Annotated in this window: 19 protein-coding genes; 12 read left to right on the top strand and 7 right to left on the bottom strand. The window is 54.3% G+C overall.

What is annotated here, in order from left to right:
- Nucleotides 1-126 precede the first annotated feature (126 nt).
- Together lpdA and LDB27_RS17965 are read left to right on the top strand one after the other, a co-directional pair.
- The gene (lpdA, locus tag LDB27_RS17970; RefSeq protein ID WP_001529952.1) at nt 127-1551 is read left to right on the top strand and encodes a dihydrolipoyl dehydrogenase; all 1425 of its coding nucleotides are present in this window, start codon (nt 127-129) and stop codon (nt 1549-1551) included.
- A gap of 288 nt (nt 1552-1839) precedes the next feature.
- On the top strand, nt 1840-2124 hold the full coding sequence (locus LDB27_RS17965) for an outer membrane protein (protein WP_000765363.1): 285 nt from the start codon (nt 1840-1842) through the stop codon (nt 2122-2124).
- Between the two features lie 37 nt (nt 2125-2161).
- On the opposite strand, the gene LDB27_RS17960 is transcribed toward LDB27_RS17965, so the two are convergent.
- Together LDB27_RS17960 and LDB27_RS17955 are read right to left on the bottom strand one after the other, a co-directional pair.
- Nucleotides 2162-2953: a DUF2950 family protein gene (locus LDB27_RS17960; protein ID WP_000757446.1), complete on the bottom strand. Its 792-nt coding sequence runs from the start codon at nt 2951-2953 to the stop codon at nt 2162-2164.
- A gap of 12 nt (nt 2954-2965) precedes the next feature.
- Nucleotides 2966-4561, bottom strand: coding sequence for a DUF3300 domain-containing protein (locus tag LDB27_RS17955; RefSeq protein WP_000174511.1), 1596 nt, complete (start codon nt 4559-4561; stop codon nt 2966-2968).
- Nucleotides 4562-4949: 388 nt separating this feature from the next.
- Between LDB27_RS17955 and acnB the strand changes: the two genes are divergently transcribed.
- The 6 genes from acnB to LDB27_RS17925 all read left to right on the top strand — a co-directional run bounded on the left by acnB (nt 4950) and on the right by LDB27_RS17925 (nt 12303).
- Nucleotides 4950-7547: a bifunctional aconitate hydratase 2/2-methylisocitrate dehydratase gene (acnB, locus tag LDB27_RS17950; RefSeq protein ID WP_000888957.1), complete on the top strand. Its 2598-nt coding sequence runs from the start codon at nt 4950-4952 to the stop codon at nt 7545-7547.
- Nucleotides 7548-7735: 188 nt separating this feature from the next.
- Nucleotides 7736-8098: a protein YacL gene (yacL, locus tag LDB27_RS17945; protein ID WP_001529871.1), complete on the top strand. Its 363-nt coding sequence runs from the start codon at nt 7736-7738 to the stop codon at nt 8096-8098.
- A 233-nt stretch (nt 8099-8331) separates the two neighbouring features.
- Complete coding sequence (locus LDB27_RS17940) at nt 8332-9285, top strand: 2-keto-3-deoxygluconate permease 1 (RefSeq protein WP_001022084.1); 954 nt, start codon at nt 8332-8334, stop codon at nt 9283-9285.
- Complete coding sequence (dtnK, locus tag LDB27_RS17935; RefSeq protein ID WP_000782196.1) at nt 9282-10553, top strand: D-threonate kinase; 1272 nt, start codon at nt 9282-9284, stop codon at nt 10551-10553. The genes LDB27_RS17940 and dtnK overlap by 4 nt, the downstream gene beginning before the upstream one ends.
- The gene (locus LDB27_RS17930) at nt 10543-11526 is read left to right on the top strand and encodes a D-threonate 4-phosphate dehydrogenase (RefSeq protein WP_000448745.1); all 984 of its coding nucleotides are present in this window, start codon (nt 10543-10545) and stop codon (nt 11524-11526) included. The genes dtnK and LDB27_RS17930 overlap by 11 nt, the downstream gene beginning before the upstream one ends.
- Before the next feature lie 9 nt (nt 11527-11535).
- Nucleotides 11536-12303 (top strand): DeoR/GlpR family DNA-binding transcription regulator, encoded by a 768-nt coding sequence (locus tag LDB27_RS17925; RefSeq protein WP_000678250.1) that lies wholly within the window; start codon nt 11536-11538, stop codon nt 12301-12303.
- A gap of 29 nt (nt 12304-12332) precedes the next feature.
- Here the strand turns inward: LDB27_RS17925 and speD are convergent, their stop codons facing one another.
- From speD to LDB27_RS17910, 3 genes are all read right to left on the bottom strand, one after another.
- Entirely contained in the window at nt 12333-13127 is a 795-nt protein-coding gene (gene speD / locus LDB27_RS17920) for an adenosylmethionine decarboxylase (protein ID WP_000734276.1), read from the bottom strand.
- Between the two features lie 20 nt (nt 13128-13147).
- The gene (speE, locus tag LDB27_RS17915; protein WP_000829964.1) at nt 13148-14008 is read right to left on the bottom strand and encodes a polyamine aminopropyltransferase; all 861 of its coding nucleotides are present in this window, start codon (nt 14006-14008) and stop codon (nt 13148-13150) included.
- A gap of 106 nt (nt 14009-14114) precedes the next feature.
- Nucleotides 14115-14462: a YacC family pilotin-like protein gene (locus LDB27_RS17910; protein WP_000846613.1), complete on the bottom strand. Its 348-nt coding sequence runs from the start codon at nt 14460-14462 to the stop codon at nt 14115-14117.
- A gap of 201 nt (nt 14463-14663) precedes the next feature.
- On the opposite strand from LDB27_RS17910, the gene cueO reads away from it, so the two are divergent.
- Nucleotides 14664-16274 (top strand): multicopper oxidase CueO, encoded by a 1611-nt coding sequence (cueO, locus tag LDB27_RS17905; RefSeq protein WP_000946047.1) that lies wholly within the window; start codon nt 14664-14666, stop codon nt 16272-16274.
- 77 nt (nt 16275-16351) lie between these two features.
- Here the strand turns inward: cueO and LDB27_RS17900 are convergent, their stop codons facing one another.
- Nucleotides 16352-18742: a glucose/quinate/shikimate family membrane-bound PQQ-dependent dehydrogenase gene (locus LDB27_RS17900; protein ID WP_000829733.1), complete on the bottom strand. Its 2391-nt coding sequence runs from the start codon at nt 18740-18742 to the stop codon at nt 16352-16354.
- Nucleotides 18743-18947: 205 nt separating this feature from the next.
- On the opposite strand from LDB27_RS17900, the gene hpt reads away from it, so the two are divergent.
- Nucleotides 18948-19484, top strand: coding sequence for a hypoxanthine phosphoribosyltransferase (gene hpt, locus LDB27_RS17895; protein WP_000683342.1), 537 nt, complete (start codon nt 18948-18950; stop codon nt 19482-19484).
- Between the two features lie 57 nt (nt 19485-19541).
- Here hpt and can read toward each other — a convergent pair whose 3' ends face one another.
- Nucleotides 19542-20204 carry a carbonate dehydratase gene (gene can, locus LDB27_RS17890; RefSeq protein ID WP_000651590.1) on the bottom strand — a complete coding sequence of 221 codons (663 nt, stop codon included), beginning with the start codon at nt 20202-20204 and terminating at the stop codon, nt 19542-19544.
- Nucleotides 20205-20312: 108 nt separating this feature from the next.
- Between can and LDB27_RS17885 the strand changes: the two genes are divergently transcribed.
- Together LDB27_RS17885 and LDB27_RS17880 are read left to right on the top strand one after the other, a co-directional pair.
- Nucleotides 20313-21239, top strand: coding sequence for an ABC transporter ATP-binding protein (locus LDB27_RS17885; RefSeq protein WP_024155108.1), 927 nt, complete (start codon nt 20313-20315; stop codon nt 21237-21239).
- Nucleotides 21236-22006, top strand: coding sequence for an ABC transporter permease (locus LDB27_RS17880; protein WP_000983418.1), 771 nt, complete (start codon nt 21236-21238; stop codon nt 22004-22006). Before LDB27_RS17885 ends, LDB27_RS17880 begins: the two co-directional genes overlap by 4 nt.
- Nucleotides 22007-22081 lie beyond the last annotated feature (75 nt).

Raw genomic sequence — 22081 nt, 5'->3', positions numbered from 1 at the left:
AATTCGTGATCCGTTTGTTGTTTCAAAATTGTTAACAATTTTGTAAGATACGGGCGGATAGAACGACCCGGTGGATGATGGGCGATCAAGTACCCCGGACCGCCGGATACAAATAAAGAGGTCATGATGAGTACTGAAATCAAAACTCAGGTCGTGGTACTTGGGGCGGGCCCGGCAGGCTATTCTGCCGCTTTCCGTTGCGCTGATTTAGGTCTGGAAACCGTAATTGTAGAACGTTACAGCACCCTTGGCGGTGTTTGTCTGAACGTCGGCTGTATCCCTTCTAAAGCGCTGCTGCACGTAGCAAAAGTTATCGAAGAAGCCAAAGCGCTGGCTGAACACGGTATCGTCTTCGGTGAGCCGAAAACCGATATCGACAAGATTCGTACCTGGAAAGAGAAAGTGATCACGCAGCTGACCGGCGGTCTGGCGGGTATGGCCAAAGGCCGTAAAGTGAAAGTGGTCAACGGTCTGGGTAAATTCACCGGGGCGAACACCCTGGAAGTTGAAGGCGAAAACGGCAAAACCGTGATCAACTTCGACAACGCGATTATCGCGGCAGGTTCTCGTCCGATCCAATTACCGTTTATTCCGCATGAAGACCCGCGCGTATGGGATTCTACCGACGCTCTGGAACTGAAAGAAGTGCCGAAGCGTATGCTGGTCATGGGCGGCGGTATCATCGGTCTGGAAATGGGTACCGTATACCACGCGCTGGGTTCAGAGATTGACGTGGTTGAAATGTTCGACCAGGTTATCCCGGCGGCTGATAAAGACATCGTTAAAGTCTTCACCAAGCGCATCAGCAAGAAATTCAACCTGATGCTGGAAACCAAAGTAACTGCCGTTGAAGCGAAAGAAGACGGTATCTACGTTTCGATGGAAGGCAAAAAAGCCCCGGCTGAAGCGCAGCGCTATGATGCGGTTCTGGTGGCGATCGGTCGTGTGCCGAACGGTAAAAACCTCGACGCGGGCAAAGCAGGCGTGGAAGTTGACGACCGTGGCTTTATCCGCGTCGACAAACAGCTGCGCACCAACGTGCCGCACATCTTCGCTATCGGCGATATCGTCGGTCAGCCGATGCTGGCGCATAAAGGCGTTCACGAAGGCCACGTTGCCGCTGAAGTTATCGCCGGGAAGAAACACTACTTCGATCCGAAGGTTATCCCGTCTATCGCGTACACCGAGCCAGAAGTGGCATGGGTTGGCCTGACCGAGAAAGAAGCGAAAGAAAAAGGCATCAGCTATGAAACCGCCACCTTCCCGTGGGCAGCTTCTGGCCGTGCTATCGCTTCTGACTGCGCAGACGGTATGACCAAACTGATTTTCGACAAAGAATCTCACCGCGTGATCGGCGGGGCGATTGTCGGCACCAACGGCGGCGAGCTGCTGGGTGAAATCGGTCTGGCGATCGAAATGGGCTGTGACGCGGAAGACATCGCGCTGACCATTCATGCGCACCCGACTCTGCATGAGTCCGTGGGCCTGGCGGCGGAAATCTTCGAAGGTAGCATTACTGACCTGCCGAACCCGAAAGCGAAGAAGAAATAATCTTCTGTAGGTGGCAATGCGCCATTCGACACAGAAAAGCGGCTTTACAGCCGCTTTTTTTATGCATGGCAAATCAGATGTGTCAAATGATGGCGAAGGATAACGAAACCGCAAAATTTATCTTTTCCGCAGCAGTGCGCTTTTCAAACCTTATGCCGTCGGTAGTGCCTTTGTCAGTCATTTTCGACCAACTAATTGTTTCATAAGAAATACCTCTCCTTACTTTGTCATCACCCTGAAATTAGTAACGCCATAAAATAATAGCGAGCTAATTATGAGGTTTGATATATGAAACTTTTTCTGACAACAGCAGCGCTAACCGCGACGTTGATCTCCGGCATGGCATTTGCCAGCGATCCCGTCATCCCCTGGGCGACTAACAGCGGCGGTACGGAAAGTACGCATATTGCGGCAATGGGCGAGGATTTGAATGCGCAGCATCAGCAGATCACCCACACGCATGAAGGCGTATGGGCGGCCAATTCCGGCAGCATTCAGGCTGATGAAGCCGCGCTGACCAGCAACAAGCCGCCGGTACAAGGCCACCCGGAATTAATGCCGCATCAGGGCTAATGATCATGGCCTGGCGATAACGCCAGGCGCTTACGGGTTATTCGGCGACCTGCCACTGCGCGTCTGGCGCAAAACGCGTGATAGCCTGAACTTTACTCTCCGTCTCTTTGCCTAAATCCGCCTGATAAATACGATCGTCTTGGTTGACCATAAAACTCATCACCCCGGTTTCGCCGTAATGCATCGGCCAGGCCAGAAGCGCCGCGCCGTGACCGTCGTTATCGCTGATAATACGGAAATGGTAGCCGTGGTAACCCTCATCTGGCGCTGCGGGGCTAAAGTTTGGGCCTAAGGGACTGGGGGCGTCGCCTGCTTTGGTTGGCCAGTACAGGCCATCTTTTTGGCCTTCGCTACTGATTATCCTGTGCGCCCAGCGATGGTTTTGTAAGTAATAGTCCTGCTGTGCATCAACGTAAGCATGCATAGCCTGTAAGGTAGAAAGTTCATTTCGCCCAATAGTACGGGTGAGGATCTCATTCCCGGCTGCCGCCATATCAAAGTGCCAGCCGCCAGCCTCTTTCACCATGGGCACCGGGAGCTGCCAGTCTTCTCGTCCGACATTCAGGTGCGCCGTATTGTCTTTTTGTACAATGCGATGGCCTTCGCGCCAGTCACGGTTGAAGCGGGCCACGGCCTCGGGATCGGCGCCTTCCGGCGGCAGAAATTGCCGCCAGTCATCGCCCAGTAGCGCGGTAAGCTGCGTTTCGTTTTTTCCGGCTACCGCCGCGGCGAAGGCGCTGGCGGCCGCTTCCGGGGAGGGGAACCGTTCCTGCGCGTAGCCCAGCAAGGGTAACGACAGTAACAGAGCGCTTAACATAACCTTTTTCATTATCTGCTCCGGTTAACGGCGATGAAATTCATGATGTTCAGAAAAATGTTCCCGCGCGGCGGCGTGTTGCTCGGTGTTTAAGTGGCTGCCGCGACGGCTTTCCAGGCCGCGTAGCTGTTGCGATTGCCATGACGGCGATCGACTGTCGTTCCCGCTAAACACATTGGCGTGCATATTCTGGCGAAATGCCTGACGCTGCTGCGGCGTAGAGGATGCGATCCGCTGATGCGCCGCGTTACGCTGTTGCTGCGATAAGGGATGCTGCTGCGTCTGGGATTTCAGCGTCGCGCTATGCTGCTGCGCCGTCTGTCGACGCGCGCTGTCATACTGATTGTCATAACCGCGATAATTATTACGCCGGGCTATCTGATTTAATTGTTGTGAGGCCGCTTTACGCTGGGCATCGCGGGTGCCTGGCGCTGGCAAAGAAGCGTTCGCTGTATGGCTGCGCTGTTGGAATTGCGTCATGGCCGCCTGGCGCTGACTGTCGCGAGACACTGGCGCTTGCTGCGTTGCGCTTAACCCGCCGCTAACATTGGTGGGATGGAACCGTTGCGCAACGGTATTATTCGGATAGGGGACGCCATTGCGCCAGGCGGGATTATGCTGCCAGCCCATCGTTTGGCCCGGCAGGTTTTGCCCGGATATCCGGTTGAAATTATTGACATTGATATTGATATTATCGCCATTGTGTTGATAACCGTTACCACCATGATGGTAATCATCATCATGATGGTCGTCGTCATGGTGGTGATGATCGTCGTCATCCCAGTCTATGCTGCTGAACAACGCATAGGTGGTGGCGACGCCCAGACTATAACCAAAACCTTTAACAAAACTATCGGCAAACTGCTGTCCCGGAGGGGGCGGTAAATACACCGGCGGATAAGCGGTATTGGGCCAGGCGCCATACACCGTCGCGGGGTTATAGTTCGGCACGTACACCACCTGCGGATTCGCGGGTTCAATTTTGATGACGGTCGACGGTGTCGCTGGCGTACTGGCGGATGTGGTGGTTGTCGTCGTGACGGCGCTAGAAGCGCTGGACTTCGGCACGCTGGTGACGGTTTGCTGCGGCGTTGATTTTAGCGAACCGGTTTGTTGAGCGAGCAGACGCAACCTTTGTACCGCATCCATCACATCCTGTGGCTGGGCTAAGAACGCATCGCCCAGGTTTTGCACCCATTGCGGATTCTCGCCCATAAGCGCCATCAACTGGGGAAAGGCGACCAGCGATTTGACGCTGGGATCCCACGGTTGGCTGGCCACCGCCTGAATAGCGGCATCGCCCTGCAGCGTGGGGTTATCTCGCGACCACTGGACGGCCTGAACCACGTTCGCCGGGTAGGTGGAGGCCATGAGCACCTGCGAAAGCAGGGCATCGGGATAAAGCGCGACAGGCGCGACCCATTGATCGATTTGCGCAGTGGTAAAGGTCGTTTTCGCGACAGGCGCGGGCACAGCGGTCTGCGTTGGCTCAGGGGCGGGAGCCGCCGCCTGCGCGGGCGCTTCGGGAGCGCGGCTTTTAACATACAGTACGCCCGAAGCGGCAAATAACCCGGCACTGCAGACAAGGGCAATGAGATGGGGTTTAAAGGGCAACGTCATTTTATCTCTCCCGATTCCAGAGAATCGCTATGGTCATTATGCCTGCCGCCGACGGGGTGCAGTTTCGCGTGAGTATAAAGGGACGATAGTTTAATTTTTAGCTAATGTTGGGATCGATAACGTTACGTGACGATCAAAGCACGAAATGAGGTAAGCATTTATGGCTGTAGCTCCCGTCTCAGTAGAGCATTAGACCATCCTTAACGATTCAGCCACTTTTTTATGTTGCTTTTTTGTAAACAGATTAACACTTAAAGAAAATCCTGTTATTGTGCCTTATGCGGTACCGGGCATTTACCCTACTAACTACTGTCTCACAGGAGCGTGAAGAGAATCGCCCATCAACAAAAGCGCCGCATTATGACAATGAGAGCGAGGAGATATCGTCGTGCTAGAAGAATACCGTAAGCACGTAGCTGAGCGTGCTGCCCAGGGGATTGTGCCAAAACCTTTAGACGCAACCCAAATGGCTGCGCTTGTCGAGCTGCTGAAGACCCCGCCTGTGGGCGAAGAAGAATTCCTGTTAGACCTGTTGATCAACCGCGTTCCTCCTGGCGTAGATGAAGCCGCTTATGTTAAAGCCGGTTTTCTCGCTGCTGTCGCGAAAGGCGACACCACCTCCCCGCTGGTCTCCCCAGAAAAAGCCATTGAACTGCTGGGCACCATGCAGGGTGGTTACAACATTCATCCGCTGATTGATGCGCTGGACGATGCGAAACTGGCGCCGATTGCGGCCAAAGCGCTGTCCCACACCCTGCTGATGTTCGATAACTTCTACGACGTAGAAGAGAAAGCCAAAGCGGGCAACGAATATGCCAAACAGGTGATGCAATCCTGGGCCGACGCCGAATGGTTCCTGAGCCGTCCGCCGCTGGCGGAAAAAATCACCGTCACTGTTTTCAAAGTGACCGGCGAAACGAATACCGACGATCTCTCTCCGGCGCCGGATGCGTGGTCGAGACCGGATATCCCGTTACATGCGCAGGCGATGCTGAAAAACGCCCGTGAAGGCATTGAGCCGGATCAGCCAGGCGTTGTTGGCCCCATCAAACAAATCGAAGCATTGCAGAAAAAAGGCTACCCGCTGGCCTACGTGGGTGACGTGGTGGGCACCGGTTCTTCCCGTAAATCCGCGACCAACTCCGTGCTGTGGTTCATGGGCGATGACATCCCGAACGTGCCGAACAAGCGCGGCGGCGGTCTGTGCCTCGGCGGCAAAATTGCGCCTATCTTCTTTAACACTATGGAAGATGCGGGCGCACTGCCGATTGAAGTTGACGTTTCTAACCTGAATATGGGCGATGTGATTGACGTCTACCCGTACAAAGGCGAAGTGCGCAACCACGAAACCGGCGAGCTACTGGCAACCTTCGAACTGAAAACCGACGTGCTGATCGACGAAGTACGCGCCGGTGGCCGTATTCCGCTGATTATCGGTCGTGGCCTGACCACCAAAGCGCGTGAAGCGCTGGGTCTGCCGCACTCTGATGTTTTCCGTCAGGCGAAAGACGTGGCAGAAAGCAGCCGTGGCTTCTCTCTGGCGCAGAAAATGGTCGGTCGCGCCTGCGGCGTGAAAGGTATCCGTCCGGGCGCGTACTGCGAACCGAAAATGACCTCCGTCGGTTCTCAGGATACTACTGGCCCGATGACCCGCGATGAGCTGAAAGACCTAGCCTGTCTGGGATTCTCCGCCGATCTGGTCATGCAGTCGTTCTGTCACACCGCAGCCTATCCGAAGCCGGTTGACGTCACCACGCACCACACGCTGCCGGACTTCATTATGAACCGTGGCGGTGTCTCTCTGCGTCCGGGCGACGGCGTTATCCACTCCTGGCTGAACCGTATGCTGCTGCCGGACACCGTGGGGACCGGCGGCGACTCCCATACCCGTTTCCCGATCGGCATCTCCTTCCCGGCGGGATCTGGCCTGGTGGCATTTGCTGCCGCGACCGGCGTGATGCCGCTGGATATGCCGGAATCCGTGCTGGTGCGCTTCAAAGGCAAAATGCAGCCGGGCATCACCCTGCGCGATCTGGTACACGCCATTCCGCTGTACGCCATCAAACAGGGCCTGCTGACCGTTGAGAAGAAAGGCAAGAAAAACATCTTCTCTGGCCGCATTCTGGAAATTGAAGGTCTGCCGGATCTGAAAGTTGAGCAGGCATTTGAGCTGACCGATGCGTCCGCCGAGCGTTCCGCGGCAGGCTGTACCATCAAGCTGAACAAAGAGCCGATCATTGAATACCTGACCTCCAACATCGTCCTGCTGAAGTGGATGATTGCGGAAGGCTACGGCGACCGTCGTACGCTGGAACGTCGTATTCAGGGTATGGAAAAATGGCTGGCGGACCCGCAACTGCTGGAAGCCGATGCTGACGCGGAATACGCGGCAGTGATCGACATCGATCTGGCGGATATCAAAGAGCCAATCCTGTGTGCGCCGAACGATCCGGACGACGCGCGTCTGCTGTCTGACGTGCAGGGCGAGAAGATCGACGAAGTGTTCATCGGCTCCTGCATGACCAACATCGGCCACTTCCGTGCCGCCGGTAAGCTGCTGGATAACCACAAAGGCCAGTTGCCAACCCGCCTGTGGGTAGCGCCGCCAACCCGTATGGACGCCGCGCAGCTCACCGAAGAAGGTTACTACAGTGTGTTCGGTAAGAGCGGTGCGCGTATCGAAATTCCAGGCTGCTCTCTGTGCATGGGTAACCAGGCGCGTGTAGCCGACGGCGCAACGGTGGTGTCGACCTCTACCCGTAACTTCCCGAACCGTTTAGGTACCGGGGCGAACGTCTACCTGGCTTCTGCGGAGCTGGCGGCGGTGGCGGCGCTTATCGGCAAACTGCCGACGCCGGAAGAGTACCAGACCTTTGTGGCGCAGGTGGATAAGACGGCGGTGGATACTTACCGTTATCTGAACTTCGACCAGCTCTCTCAGTACACTGAGAAAGCGGACGGCGTGATTTTCCAGACTGCGGTGTAATTTGCCTGACGGCGTCAGGCTTACCATGCCTACGCCTCTTATTGCCCGGTGGCGGCTACGCTTACCGGGCCTACAACACCCATCGCAACTGCGGTGGGTTTTTATTTTCATTCCGCCTGCTGTTCCCGCTTTTTTTCTTCTCCGCTGCTGCGATAATGACTGTAAGGGCTTTGCAGAGGAAAACAATTATGGATTACGAATTTCTGCGCGACGTTACCGGAGGGGTAAAAGTACGAATGTCGATGGGCCACGAGGTGGTCGGTCACTGGTTTAATGAAGAGGTTAAAGACAACCTCTCGCTACTGGATGAAGTAGAACAAGCCGCGCGTACGGTCAAAGGCAGCGAACGTTCCTGGCAACGAGCAGGGCATGAATACACGATCTGGATGGACGGCGAAGAGGTGATGATTCGCGCCAATCAGCTGGATTTTTCCGGCGGTGAGATGGAAGAGGGGATGAGTTATTACGATGAAGAGAGTTTATCCCTGTGCGGCATGGAGGATTTTCTGCGGGTCGTCGCCGCGTATCGGGAATTCGTCAGTAAAGCCTGACCCTCTCTTCGTTATTGTCCCGCAACGCCAGTCGACGGACAGTTGGGGGCGTAGTGGAAACGAAATCACCACACATTCCAGCCGGGAGTATCCCGGCTTTTTTATTGCAGAATGATTTTTTGATTTTTATTAATCATTTTAAAACTGTGATCTGACGCGTTTGTGATCTTAATTTGATTGAATATAATCGTTATGATTTTATTCAATCACAACAAGCAACAGGCGGTAAGACCATGAACATCAAAAAAGCAATAGAGCGCGTACCCGGCGGCATGATGGTCGTACCGCTCGTTATTGGCGCAGTCATTAACACCTTCGCTCCACAGGCGCTTGATATCGGCGGTTTTACCACCGCCTTATTTAAAAACGGCGCGGCGCCGCTGATTGGCGCTTTTCTGCTGTGTATGGGAGCCGGTATCAGTGTGAAAGCCGCACCCCAGGCGCTATTGCAGGGCGGGACGATTACGCTCACTAAGTTGCTTGTCGCCATCGGGATTGGCCTGGGCGTGGAGCATCTTTTCGGCGCGGAGGGTATTTTTGGCCTGAGCGGCGTGGCGATTATCGCGGCGATGAGCAATTCGAATGGCGGACTTTATGCTGCGCTGGTAGGCGAATTCGGCAATGAGCGCGACGTCGGCGCTATCTCTATTTTGTCTCTTAATGATGGTCCTTTCTTTACGATGATTGCGCTGGGCGCGGCAGGGATGGCGAACATTCCCATTATGGCGCTGGTGGCGGTGCTGGTTCCGCTGGTTGTCGGCATGATCCTCGGCAATCTTGATCCTCATATGCGCGATTTTTTGACCAAAGGCGGCCCGCTGCTCATTCCTTTCTTTGCTTTTGCGCTGGGGGCGGGCATCAACCTGGAAATGTTACTGCAAGGCGGACTTGCCGGAATTCTGCTCGGCGTGCTGACAACGTTTGTTGGCGGTTTCTTTAATATCCGCGCAGATCGTCTGGTTGGCGGAACTGGCATTGCCGGGGCGGCGGCCTCCAGCACCGCGGGTAATGCCGTTGCGACGCCGCTGGCTATTGCGCAGGCCGACCCTTCGCTCGCCGAGGTGGCCGCTGCTGCCGCTCCGCTGATTGCCGCCTCGGTGATCACCACGGCAATCCTGACGCCAGTGTTGACCTCCTGGGTTGCGAAAAAACAGGCGCGTCAGGCTTCTTTGGAGAAAAACGCATGAAAATGATAGTCATCGCCGACGATTTTACCGGATCGAATGATACCGGCGTCCAGTTGGCGAAGAAGGGGGCGAGAACGGAAGTCATGTTGAGCGCGTCGCAAAAACCGTCCCGCCGCGCCGATGTGTTAGTCATTAACACCGAAAGCCGGGCGATGCCCGCAGATCAGGCGGCATCTGCCGTTTATGCCGCGCTTTCCCCGTGGTGTGAGACATCGCCAGCGCCGCTGGTGTACAAAAAAATCGACTCTACATTTCGCGGCAATATCGGAGCCGAAGTGACGGCGGCTATGCGCGCCAGTCAGCGAAAACTGGCCGTTATCGCCGCCGCGATCCCTGCGGCTGGACGCACGACGCGTGAAGGAAAATGTCTGGTTAATGGCGTCCCGTTACTGGAAACCGAATTTGCCAGCGATCCGAAAACGCCCATTGTCTCTTCCCGTATTGCCGAGATAGTGGCGTTGCAAAGTGAGCTCCCTGTGTATGAAGTCTTTTTGCAGGATGTTCGACGCGGTGGGTTAAGCGCCTTACTTACGGCTTATGCGGCTGAGGGCGAAGGGATTATCGTCGTGGATGCGGTGGAAGAGCGGGACCTGACGTTGATTGCGCAAGCAGCGTGTGAACAACCGTCGATGCCGCTGCTCGTCGGCGCCGCTGGTCTGGCGAATGCGTTGCCGGTTGAACTTTTTATGCAAGACCGGCAGCGGCTGCCGGTACTGGTGGTGGCCGGTTCGATGAGCGAAGCCACGCGACGTCAGGTGGATAATGCGCTGTGCCGGGGACGTGCGGAGGTCGTGGATATCGATGCCGCGCGCATGGTGTCGGATAGCGCGGAGCAGGAAATCGCGTCTGTCGTAGAGCAGGCCTGCGCGCTGTTAAGTCAGCATCGACATACGATTTTACGCACCAGCCGTCGCGCAGAAGATCGACAGTTAATCGACGCGTTGTGCGAAAAATCCGCGATGAGCCGTCAGCAATTGGGCGAGCGACTGAGCCAGCGGCTTGGCGTCGTCACGTTAAACATTATCGAGCAGGCGCGGATTGGCGGGTTGTTTCTGACCGGCGGCGATATCGCTACCGCCGTCGCCGGCGCGCTTGGCGCTGAAGGTTATCGCATTCAGAGCGAGGTGGCGCCCTGTATTCCCTGTGGAACGTTTGTAAACAGCGAAATTGACGATCTGCCGGTCATTACCAAAGCGGGCGGATTCGGTTCAGACAGTACGTTGTGTGACGCGCTTTATTATATTGAGGAGATGTATTGTGGAGACTAAAACCGTTGCCATTACCATGGGCGATCCAGCGGGCATTGGGCCGGAAATTATTGTTAAAGCGCTAAGCGAAGACGGTCTCAACGGCGCGCCGCTGGTGGTTATTGGATGCCTCGCAACGTTGAAACGTTTACAGGCGAAGGGCATTACGCCGAACGTCGAGTTACGGGCCATTGAACGGGTTGCCGAAGCGCGTTTTGCGCCCGGCATCATTCATGTGATTGATGAGCCGCTGGCGCAGCCGGAGGCGCTGGAGGCCGGGAAAGTTCAGGCGCAGGCGGGGGATTTAGCGTATCGCTGCGTGAAGCGCGCCACCGAGTTAGCGTTACGGGGCGACGTACAGGCTATCGCTACCGCGCCGCTGAATAAAGAGGCGCTGCACCTGGCAGGGCACAACTATCCGGGCCATACCGAGCTGCTTGCGACCCTGACCCATAGCCGTGATTACGCGATGGTACTTTACACCGATAAACTAAAAGTGATTCACGTTTCAACGCATATCGCGCTGCGTAAATTCCTTGATACGTTAAGTACCGCGCGTGTCGAAACGGTGATTGGTATTGCTGATACTTTCCTCAAGCGTGTGGGTTACGTTAAACCGCGTATCGCCGTGGCAGGCGTGAATCCTCATGCGGGCGAGAATGGCCTGTTTGGCGATGAAGAGACGCGTATCCTGACGCCAGCCATTACCGATGCCCGCGCAAAAGGTATGGACGTTTATGGGCCATGCCCGCCGGATACTGTATTTCTCCAGGCTTATGAGGGGCAGTATGATATGGTGGTGGCGATGTATCATGACCAGGGGCATATCCCGTTGAAATTGCTTGGATTTTATGATGGTGTGAATATCACCGCGGGGCTGCCATTTATTCGGACCTCTGCCGATCATGGCACCGCATTTGATATCGCCTGGACGGGAAAAGCAAAATCTGAGAGCATGGCCGTATCGATCAAACTGGCAATGCAACTGGCATAATTCCCTGTTATGAAAGGACAACACCGTCTGGATCTCATTGTGGCGTATCTGAAAAACCATACGCTGGTTACGGTAGAACAGCTGGTTGAGGCGGTTGACGCATCACCAGCCACTATCCGTCGCGATTTGATCAAGCTGGATGAGCAGGGTGTGATCAGCCGTAGTCATGGCGGCGTGGCGCTGCGGCGTTTTGAACCCGCCCAGCCCACCACCAATGAAAAACAACTGCGATCGCCTGCTGAAAAACGGGCGATCGCACGCGTTGCCGCATCGCTGGTGAATGCTGGCGATGCCGTCGTGCTGGATGCAGGTACGACAATGATGGAGCTGGCGAAATGCTTAACCCATCTTCCGCTGCGGGTCATCACCGTCGATCTGCATATTGCGCTGTTTTTAGCTGAGTTCCGGCAAATTGAAGTGACGATTGTCGGCGGTCGTATCGATGACAGCAGTCAGTCCTGTATCGGTGAGCATGGGCGTAAGCTGTTGCGTAGCGTGTATCCGAACATCGCGTTTATGAGCTGTAATTCATGGGAGGTAAAAACGGGCGTGACGACCCCAACGGAAGATAAGGCCGGGCTTAAACAGGAGATTATTGCTAATGCGCAGCGCAAAGTGTTGCTGGCGGACAGCAGTAAGTATGGCGCGCATTCGCTCTTTAATGTGGTGCCGCTTGAGCGCTTTAATGATGTGATTACCGACGTCAATCTGCCGCCGTCAGCGCAGGTTGAACTGAAAGGGCGCGCTTTTGCGCTAACGCTGGTGCAGCCGGAGTGACAGCGCCGTCAGGCGCTGCCAGTGGTGAATCAGACCGCAGAAATATTGCGGCCGTAGTAAATCTCGCGCATCTCTTTCCACAGCGCGGCGGTGATCTCCTGGCGTTCGGTTTCAGTGAGATCTTCCGGTTTGGTGTGAAACATGTAGTGCTTAAGATCGAACTCTTTAAGCAGCATCTTGGTATGGAAAATATTTTCCTGATACACGTTTACATCCACCATGTCATACAGCGACTTCATATCTTCCGACATAAAATTCTGAATAGAATTAATCTCATGATCGATAAAGTGCTTCATACCGTTGACGTCGCGCGTAAAGCCGCGCACGCGGTAATCGATGGTAACAATATCAGACTCTAGCTGGTGGATCAGGTAATTGAGCGCTTTTAGCGGTGAAATCACCCCGCAGGTTGACACTTCGATGTCGGCGCGAAAGGTGCAAAGCCCGCCTTCCGGATGGCTTTCCGGATAGGTATGCACACAGATATGGCTCTTATCGAGGTGCGCTACCACGGTTTCCGGCAGCGGGCCGGGATGTTCGGTTTGGTCGATAAGTTTCGGGTCGATCGGCTCTTCGCTCACCAGAATCGTGACGCTGGCACCCTGCGGTTCATAATCCTGACGGGCGATGTTCAGGATGTTCGCGCCGATAATGGAGCAGGTCTCCGACAGGATCTCGGTCAGTCGGTTGGCGTTATAGAGTTCATCGATATAGGCGATATAGCCATCGCGCTCTTCTGCGGTTTTGGCGTAGCAGATATCGTAAATACAAAAACTCAGGCTTTTCGTCAGATTGTTAAAGCCATGCAGTTTCAGCTTTTTCAATTTTTATCACCTCCTTAACGTCACTGTGCGGACAGTGCGTCATGTAGATATTGCGGTAGCGCAAATGCAGCGGCATGAATAGCCGGGTTGTAATAGCGACATTTGAGGCCGGCGGCATGAAAACGCGCCTGAATAATTTCGCTCGACAGGTGACGAAGAGCGTCGTTGTCCGTCGCCCAGGCGAAGGTCATAATGCCGCCGTAATAGGTCGGAATCGCCGCCTGGTAGAAGCCGACATCGCTGAAGTAATGACTCAGCTTGCGGTGGCTATCGAGCGCTTCATCCTGTTGCAGGAAGCACACGCCGTTCTGGGCGACAAAAATGCCGCCCGGATTCAGGCAACGCTTACAGCCTTCATAAAAGGCGGAGGTAAACAGGCTTTCGCCGGGGCCTATCGGATCGGTACAGTCGGAAATGATCACATCAAAGGCCTGATGGGTCTGATTGACGAAATTCACGCCGTCGTCGATTACCAGCGTAAAGCGCGGATCGTCGTAGCTGCCGGCATTGTGGTTGGGTAAATACTGGCGGCAAAACGAGACTACGCCAGCGTCGATCTCCACCATGGTGATGGTTTCGACGTTTTTATGCCGGGTAACTTCACGTAGCATTGCGCCGTCGCCGCCGCCGATAATCAGAACGTGTTTCGCATGACCGTGCGCCAGCAGCGGGACGTGGGTCATCATTTCATGATAAATAAACTCGTCGCGTTCGGTGGTCTGTACCACGCCGTCCAGCGCCATCACGCGGCCAAAAGCGGCGTTTTCAAAGATGATTAAATCCTGGTGATCGGTTTTTTCATGATACAGAACGTTGTCTACGGCAAAGTACTGACCAAACTGGTCGTGTAGCGTTTCATGCCACATCGTATTTTCGGCCATTGGCTGATACCTCCATTGTTAACACCCGTAAAAAAAGGGCGCAACATCATAGCTAACAATGACCGTGGATGCACGGTCATTATTTCAGCAATAGGATCGCGGAGGATTATTTAACGTAGGCTAACAGGCTCAGAGAATCACGGGCCAGAGCTTTGCATTTTTTAGCGACCGGAATACCGATGCCGCTAAGATCGCGGTAGCTGTCTTCGCCCAACGATTTCATATCGAAGGTGTCGTAGTTACTCAGGTCCCACTGATTTTGCTGGGCAAAAAAGACCAGCGCACGGCGAATCTGACTGTTGGGTAAATTTTGGTAACCACAGTCATTTTTCAGAAAAACGAAAACCGCCGTTAAATCGGCCATATCTTCGGCTTCGGATTCAGTAAGCGCATAGCTATTTGCGCATAAGGCCATCAGGCTGCCAAACAACACGGGTCTGAAAAACGTCTTCATTGCTTCTACCACGGCATCAGGGAAAGTCAACGTTAGCATACTGAGAACGTAGCGACGACTTTTATTATCAGGATTGGTCGCGGCGTTTTCATTCTTATTGTATTGCTGTCAGGAATGGTAAAGACGTGTTGCTGGCTTGACCTTCCCGTTAGGGCAGGGTCTAAGCTTAGACACCCGCCTGTTCATTATAAGGAAATGATTATGTTACGCCGTGATTTCTTAAAATATTCAGTGGCGCTGGGGGTTGCATCAGCGCTGCCGCTGTGGAGCCGCGCCGCTTTTGCCGCCGAACGTCCCGCGTTGCCTATTCCTGACCTGTTAACGGCAGATGCGAGCAACCGTATGCAGTTAATTGTTAAAGCCGGACAGTCGACATTCGCCGGTAAGAACGCGACAACCTGGGGCTACAACGGTAATTTGCTGGGGCCAGCGGTACAGCTTCACAAAGGAAAAAGTGTGACCGTTGATATCCATAACCAACTGGCCGAAGACACGACGCTTCACTGGCATGGTCTGGAGATTCCGGGCATCGTCGACGGCGGCCCGCAGGGGATTATTCCCGCAGGCGGAACCCGCACGGTGACGTTTACACCGGAGCAACGCGCCGCGACCTGCTGGATTCATCCGCATAAACACGGCAAAACCGGGCGCCAGGTGGCGATGGGCCTTGCTGGACTGGTGCTGATTGAAGATGACGAGATTCGCAAATTGCGCCTGCCGAAACAGTGGGGCATCGATGATGTGCCGGTGATCATTCAGGACAAACGCTTCTCCGCCGATGGTCAGATTGATTATCAACTGGATATTATGACCGCCGCCGTCGGCTGGTTTGGCGATACGCTGCTGACCAATGGCGCTATCTATCCGCAGCATTCCGCGCCGAAAGGCTGGCTACGTCTGCGCTTGCTAAATGGCTGTAATGCGCGTTCGCTGAATATCGCCGCCAGCGATAATCGTCCGCTTTATGTGATCGCCAGCGACGGCGGCCTGCTGGCGGAGCCGGTGAAAGTCACCGAACTGCCGTTATTAATGGGCGAGCGTTTTGAAGTGCTGGTGGATATCAGCGACGGGAAAGCCTTTGATCTGGTGACGCTGCCGGTCAGCCAGATGGGAATGGCGATCGCTCCGTTTGATAAACCGCATCCGGTGATGCGTATCCAGCCGCTGCGGATTACCGCCTCCGGTACGCTGCCGGATACGTTGACGACGATGCCTGCGTTGCCGTCGCTGGAAGGGCTAACGGTGCGCAACCTGAAACTGTCGATGGACCCGCGTCTTGATATGATGGGGATGCAAATGCTGATGAAGAAATATGGCGCTCAGGCGATGAGCGGTATGGATCATGACAGCATGAACGCGCATATGCAGGGCGGCAATATGGGGCATGGCGAGATGGATCATGGCAACATGGATCACAGCGGGATGAATCATGGCGCGATGGGCAATATGAATCACGGCGGAAAATTCGACTTCCATAACGCTAACTTTATCAACGGCCAGGTCTTCGATATGAACAAACCGATGTTCGCGGCGCAAAAAGGCCGACATGAACGTTGGGTGATTTCCGGCGTGGGCGACATGATGCTGCATCCTTTCCATATTCACGGCACGCAGTTCCGTATTCTGTCAGAGAACGGCAAAGCGCCAGCGGCGCACAGAACGGGCTGGAAGGATACGGTACGCGTTGAGGGCGGTATCAGTGAAGTGCTGGTCAAGTTCGATCACGACGCGCCGAAGGAACATGCCTATATGGCGCACTGTCATCTGTTAGAACATGAAGATACGGGAATGATGTTAGGATTTACGGTCTAATCGCTGTCTCCGACGCAGGCCGGGTAAGGAGAAGCCGCCACCCGGCACAATGCCCGGCATACGCCGGGCATTAATGGTTATTTCGCGTCGTCAGGCAAAGCATAGGCGACGATATAGTCGCCCATCTTCGTACCAAACGAACCGTGGCCTCCGGCAGAAACGACCACATACTGCTTACCGTTTACCTCATAGGTCATCGGCGTTGCCTGGCCTCCGGCGGGTAAACGTCCCTGCCACAGTTTTTCTCCGTTGCTCATGTTATAAGCGCGCAGGTAGTTGTCGGCGGTCGCGGCGATAAACAGCACGTTACCGGCGGTTGAGATTGGCCCGCCGAGCATGGGCATCCCCATGTTGAACGGCACCGGAACCGGCATCGGGAACGGCATACTGTCGCGCGGCGTCCCTATACGTTTCTTCCATACGATTTCATTGGTCTTCAGATCCAACGCGGAAATATAGCCCCAGGCCGGTTGTTTACACGGCAGGCCAAACGGCGAAAGGAACGGATTCAGCGTGACGCCGAATGGTACGCCGTACTGTGGCTGAATACCTGCTTCTGTACCGGTACCTTTCGCGTCTTTCGGCGGCTCCATCGGATTACCCGGGCCGCGTGGGATCAGCTTCGAGACAAACGGCAGCGCCATCGGGTTAGCGATAGCGACCTGACGGTCTGGATCGACGGAAATACCGCCCCATTCAAACATCCCCAGGTTGCCAGGGAATACCAATGTCCCCTGCTCGGACGGTGGAGTGAAGATACCTTCATAGCGCAACTGGTGGAACATAACGCGGCACACCAGTTGGTCGAACATGGTCGCGCCCCACATATCCGCGCCGGAGAGATCTTTTTTCGGGCGGAAGGTTAAATCAGAGAACGGCTGAGTTTTGGCGACGTAATCGCCTTTTGCCGCGCCCTGTGGGACCGGTTTTTCCGGAGCGGGTACGACCAGCTCGCCATTACGTCTGTCGAGCACAAAGATATTACCGGTTTTCGCTGGCGCATAGATAACCGGAACGGTGGTACCGTTAACGGTGATATCCGCCAGCGTCGGCTGTGCCGGCAGGTCCATATCCCACAGATCGTGATGGACGGTCTGATAACTCCAGGCCAGTTTCCCGGTGGTGGCATTCAGCGCCAGGATGGAGCTGGCATAACGTTCCTGCTCCGGCGTGCGGTTACCGCCCCAGATATCCGGCGTGGTCACGCCCATCGGCAGATAGACCAGATCCAGTTTCGCATCATAGGCGGCAGGCGCCCAGGAGTTCGGCGAGTTAAAGGTAAAAGCGTGCTCATCGGCTGGAATCGCGTTCGGATCTTTCGCCCCCGGATCGAAGGCCCACAGTAGCTTACCGGTATTAACGTCAAAACCACGGATAACGCCGGACGTTTCGCGGGTAGAGAAGTTATCCGTGACCGAACCGGCAATGACGATCGTTTTATCGGTGATAATCGGCGGCGACGTCGGTTCATACAGTCCCGGCGTGGTGTCCGGCATATTGGTTTGCAGATTCAGGACGCCTTTATTGGCGAAGGTTTCACACAGCTTGCCGGTTTCGGCATTCACCGCGAAAAGGCGACCGTCATTGACCGGGAGGATAATGCGGCGCGGACAGTCGGCGATGACCTCCGGCGAGGCGGTATCCGCTTTGGCCTCATGATAAGAGACGCCGCGGCAGGTCACATGCTGGAAAGACGAATCGGTCTTCAACTGAGGATCAAAATGCCACTTCTCTTTACCGCTGGCGGCGTCCAGCGCGAACAGACGCTGGTGAGCTGTACACAGATAAAGCGTATCGCCGACTTTAATCGGGGTCACTTCGTTGGTGATTTCGCCCGGATCGTTGGGTTGTTTCAGATCGCCGGTGCGGAAGACCCACGCTTCTTTCAGTTGGTGAACGTTATCCGCAGTGATCTGTTTCAGCGGCGAATAGCGTTGGCCTTCCTGATTACGTCCATAGGCCGGCCAGTCTTCGTCGGCGATCGACGAGCTTGTTGCGGCGGGCGTGGCGTCGGCGCGAAGCGTACCGTTGATCTCCTGCGGGTCGTTGAAGCCAGCCCAGGTCAGAATGCCGCCGCTAATCAGCAGCGCCACGACCAGCGCCGCCACTGCACCGCTGGAAGGAACCACCAGACGATGCCAGACAAACGGCAATATTAGCCAGATGCCGAAAAACACCAGGATATCGCTACGCGGCGTGAGCGCCCAGAAGTCGAACCCGACTTCCCATACGCCCCAAATCATTGTCGCCAGCAGCAAGGCGGCATACAGCCACAGCGCGGCACGTTTACTGCGCCATAGCAATCCGGCCACAACCAGCATCACGAGGCCCGCGATGGGGTAGTACCAGGAACCGCCAATAGCAACCAGCCAGACACCTCCGATAAGAAGATACAGCCCACAAAGCGCTGCAAAGAGGGCCGTCAGCGTCACGAGTAATCGTGGCGATCGTGCGTTATTTTCTGCCATAAAAAGACACCATCCCAAATTGTTAATTTTTTAGTAGCAATTAAGTATAGGAATTAACATGTGTGATCGTAATCACAAAATGAGCTTTCTTATCAAATGCCGCGAATGAATACGTTTGCTGTTATACTGCGTGCCTTGCGCGTCAATGCGGCGTTATTAGTCACCGGCATTGAGTGATTTGTTTTTAAATCATATGGTTATAAATATGAAACATACTGTTGAAGTCATGATCCCCGAAGCGGAGATCAAAGCACGTATTGCCGAGCTGGGTCGTCAGATTACCGAACGTTATAAAGACAGCGGCAGTGAAATGGTGCTGGTAGGTCTGTTGCGTGGCTCATTTATGTTTATGGCGGACCTGTGCCGTGAAGTCCAGGTTCCTCATGAAGTCGATTTTATGACCGCCTCCAGTTATGGTAGCGGCATGTCCACCACCCGCGACGTGAAAATCCTCAAAGATCTGGATGAGGATATTCGCGGTAAAGACGTGCTGATTGTCGAAGACATTATTGATTCCGGTAATACGCTGTCGAAGGTCCGTGAAATCCTGGGCCTGCGCGAGCCGAAATCGCTGGCGATTTGTACGCTGCTGGATAAACCGTCTCGTCGCGAAGTGGACGTGCCGGTTGAGTTCGTTGGCTTTTCGATTCCGGACGAATTCGTAGTCGGTTACGGTATCGACTACGCCCAGCGTTATCGCCATCTACCGTATGTTGGTAAAGTGGTGCTGCTGGACGAGTAAGAGCAGAAATGCCGGATGGCGTCGCTAAAGCGACTTATCCGGCCTATAGCTAATGGCTTATTGGTGGGGAATGTATTTCAGACTTAGGGCGGAGATACCCTTATGATAGCCGTTCTCCAGCGTTTTTTTGTTGGTGGCGGTGACGTCAAGATCGCGCAGCAGGCCATCATTGATACTGTACGCCCAGCCGTGAATGGTCACATTCTGCCCGCGTTTCCACGCTGACTGCATAATGGTGGAATGCCCCAGGTTATAGACCTGCTCCATGACGTTCAATTCATAGAGCGCGTCCAGACGTTGCTCTTCGGGCATTTTTCCCAACAGCGAGCTATGTTTAAGCCAGATGTCGCGGATATGCAGCAACCAGTTATTAATCAAGCCCAGCTCAGGGTTTTCTACCGCAGCCTTGATACCGCCGCAACCGGAGTGGCCGCAAATGATAATATGCTCAACTTCCAGAACATCTACCGCATACTGAACCACGGAGAGACAGTTCAGATCGGTGTGAATAACCAGGTTAGCCACATTACGGTGAACAAACAATTCGCCCGGTTCAAGCCCGGTTAAACGCTCTGCGGGAACGCGGCTGTCGGAACATCCAATCCATAGAAAGCGCGGTTTTTGCGCTTGCGCCAGTTTCTCAAAAAATCCGGGGTCCTCTTCCACCAGCATTTTTGACCATAGTGCATTGTTGCTGATGAGTGTATCTATGTCTTTCATGGAAGTTAACGACCTGTAACCAAATAAGTGCGTTGGGCTAATATAGGGCAACTCCGTAGTTATTTAAACCATATATAAAGTGTAAGAACGTAAAGTAAGTGAGAATTTATGACCATTGCGCTGGAACTTCAACAACTTAAAAAAACCTATCCCGGCGGCGTTCAGGCGCTGCGCGGCATAAATTTGCAGGTCGAAGCGGGGGATTTTTACGCGCTTCTGGGGCCAAATGGAGCAGGGAAATCGACCACCATCGGTATTATCAGCTCATTGGTTAATAAAACGTCCGGGCGCGTTAACGTTTTTGGTTACGACCTGGAAAAAGACGTGGTTAACGCCAAGCGACAGCTTGGACTGGTACCACAGGAGTTTAACTTTAACCCGTTTGAAACGGTGCAGCAGATCGTAGTGAATCAGGCCGGTTATTACGGCGTGGAACATAAAGAGGCGGTTTTACGTAGCGAAAAGTATTTAAAACAGCTCGATCTGTGGGAAAAACGTCATGAACGCGCGCGGATGCTCTCCGGTGGGATGAAACGCCGTCTGATGATCGCCCGCGCATTGATGCATGAGCCTAAGCTATTGATTCTCGACGAGCCGACGGCGGGCGTCGATATTGAATTGCGTCGCTCGATGTGGGGATTCCTGAAAGACTTAAACGCCAAAGGCACCACGATTATTCTCACCACCCACTATCTGGAAGAGGCGGAAATGCTGTGCCGCAATATCGGTATTATTCAGCACGGTGAGCTGGTGGAAAATACCTCCATGAAAAATCTGCTTTCAAAGCTGAAATCGGAGACGTTTATTCTGGATTTAGCGCCAAAAAGCCCGCTGCCTAAGCTTGCGGGTTATCAATATCGTCTGGTGGATACCTCGACTCTGGAGGTTGAAGTGTTGCGCGAGCAGGGGGTTAACAGCGTTTTTAGCCAACTGAGCGAGCAGGGGGTTCAGGTATTAAGTATGCGTAATAAAGCCAACCGTCTGGAAGAACTGTTTGTGTCGCTGGTGCATGAAAAACAAGGAGATCGCGCATGATGCAGCTTTACTGGGTTGCCCTTAAAAGCATCTGGGCGAAAGAGATCCACCGCTTTATGCGGATCTGGGTGCAAACGCTAGTGCCGCCTGTCATCACGATGACGCTCTATTTTATTATTTTCGGTAACCTGATCGGTTCGCGCATCGGCGAAATGCATGGTTTTAGCTATATGCAATTTATTGTGCCGGGCCTGATTATGATGGCGGTTATTACTAACTCCTACGCGAATGTCGCGTCGTCATTTTTTAGCGCCAAGTTTCAGCGCAATATTGAGGAACTGCTGGTCGCGCCGGTACCAACGCACGTGATTATCGCCGGATTTGTCGGCGGCGGCGTAGCGCGCGGGCTGTGCGTGGGGATTCTGGTGACGGCGATTTCGCTCTTTTTCGTGCCTTTCCAGGTGCATTCCTGGGTATTTGTCGCGCTAACGCTGATTCTGACCGCGATTCTGTTCTCGCTGGCCGGACTGCTGAACGCCGTGTTTGCGAAAACCTTTGACGATATCAGCCTGATCCCGACCTTTGTGCTGACGCCGCTGACCTACCTCGGCGGGGTATTTTACTCGCTGACGCTGCTGCCGCCGTTCTGGCAAGGGTTGTCGCACCTGAACCCGATCGTCTACATGATCAGCGGCTTCCGTTATGGTTTCCTGGGTATCCATGATGTGCCGCTGGTCACCACATTTGGCGTACTGGTGATCTTTATCGCCGCTTTCTACCTGCTGTGCTGGTCGCTGATCCAGCGTGGGCGCGGTTTGCGCAGTTAAGTGTTGACAGGGGAGATGGGGCGTTGGGTTGCACTTCGCTTCACCCCATCTACGGGGCCGTAATATCAATGGGTT

Source organism: Salmonella sp. JXY0409-18 (genome assembly GCF_020268625.1).
Classification (GTDB): Bacteria; Pseudomonadota; Gammaproteobacteria; order Enterobacterales; family Enterobacteriaceae; genus Salmonella; species Salmonella enterica.
The sequence above is the reverse complement of the archived record's forward strand: the minus strand, read 5'-3'. Positions and strand labels throughout refer to the sequence as shown.

Excerpts from the sequence above, each read along its gene's own strand:
- LDB27_RS17955 (WP_000174511.1), bottom strand. The coding sequence starts at position 4,561 with ATGACGTTGCCCTTTAAACCCCATCTCATTGCCCTTGTCTGCAGTGCC.
- LDB27_RS17960 (WP_000757446.1), bottom strand. The coding sequence starts at position 2,953 with ATGAAAAAGGTTATGTTAAGCGCTCTGTTACTGTCGTTACCCTTGCTG.
- lpdA (WP_001529952.1), top strand. The coding sequence starts at position 127 with ATGAGTACTGAAATCAAAACTCAGGTCGTGGTACTTGGGGCGGGCCCG.
- LDB27_RS17880 (WP_000983418.1), top strand. The coding sequence starts at position 21,236 with ATGATGCAGCTTTACTGGGTTGCCCTTAAAAGCATCTGGGCGAAAGAG.
- yacL (WP_001529871.1), top strand. The coding sequence starts at position 7,736 with ATGGATTACGAATTTCTGCGCGACGTTACCGGAGGGGTAAAAGTACGA.
- can (WP_000651590.1), bottom strand. The coding sequence starts at position 20,204 with ATGAAAGACATAGATACACTCATCAGCAACAATGCACTATGGTCAAAA.
- cueO (WP_000946047.1), top strand. The coding sequence starts at position 14,664 with ATGTTACGCCGTGATTTCTTAAAATATTCAGTGGCGCTGGGGGTTGCA.
- LDB27_RS17925 (WP_000678250.1), top strand. The coding sequence starts at position 11,536 with ATGAAAGGACAACACCGTCTGGATCTCATTGTGGCGTATCTGAAAAAC.
- LDB27_RS17910 (WP_000846613.1), bottom strand. The coding sequence starts at position 14,462 with ATGAAGACGTTTTTCAGACCCGTGTTGTTTGGCAGCCTGATGGCCTTA.
- hpt (WP_000683342.1), top strand. The coding sequence starts at position 18,948 with ATGAAACATACTGTTGAAGTCATGATCCCCGAAGCGGAGATCAAAGCA.
- LDB27_RS17940 (WP_001022084.1), top strand. The coding sequence starts at position 8,332 with ATGAACATCAAAAAAGCAATAGAGCGCGTACCCGGCGGCATGATGGTC.
- dtnK (WP_000782196.1), top strand. The coding sequence starts at position 9,282 with ATGAAAATGATAGTCATCGCCGACGATTTTACCGGATCGAATGATACC.
- speE (WP_000829964.1), bottom strand. The coding sequence starts at position 14,008 with ATGGCCGAAAATACGATGTGGCATGAAACGCTACACGACCAGTTTGGT.
- LDB27_RS17885 (WP_024155108.1), top strand. The coding sequence starts at position 20,313 with ATGACCATTGCGCTGGAACTTCAACAACTTAAAAAAACCTATCCCGGC.
- LDB27_RS17965 (WP_000765363.1), top strand. The coding sequence starts at position 1,840 with ATGAAACTTTTTCTGACAACAGCAGCGCTAACCGCGACGTTGATCTCC.
- LDB27_RS17900 (WP_000829733.1), bottom strand. The coding sequence starts at position 18,742 with ATGGCAGAAAATAACGCACGATCGCCACGATTACTCGTGACGCTGACG.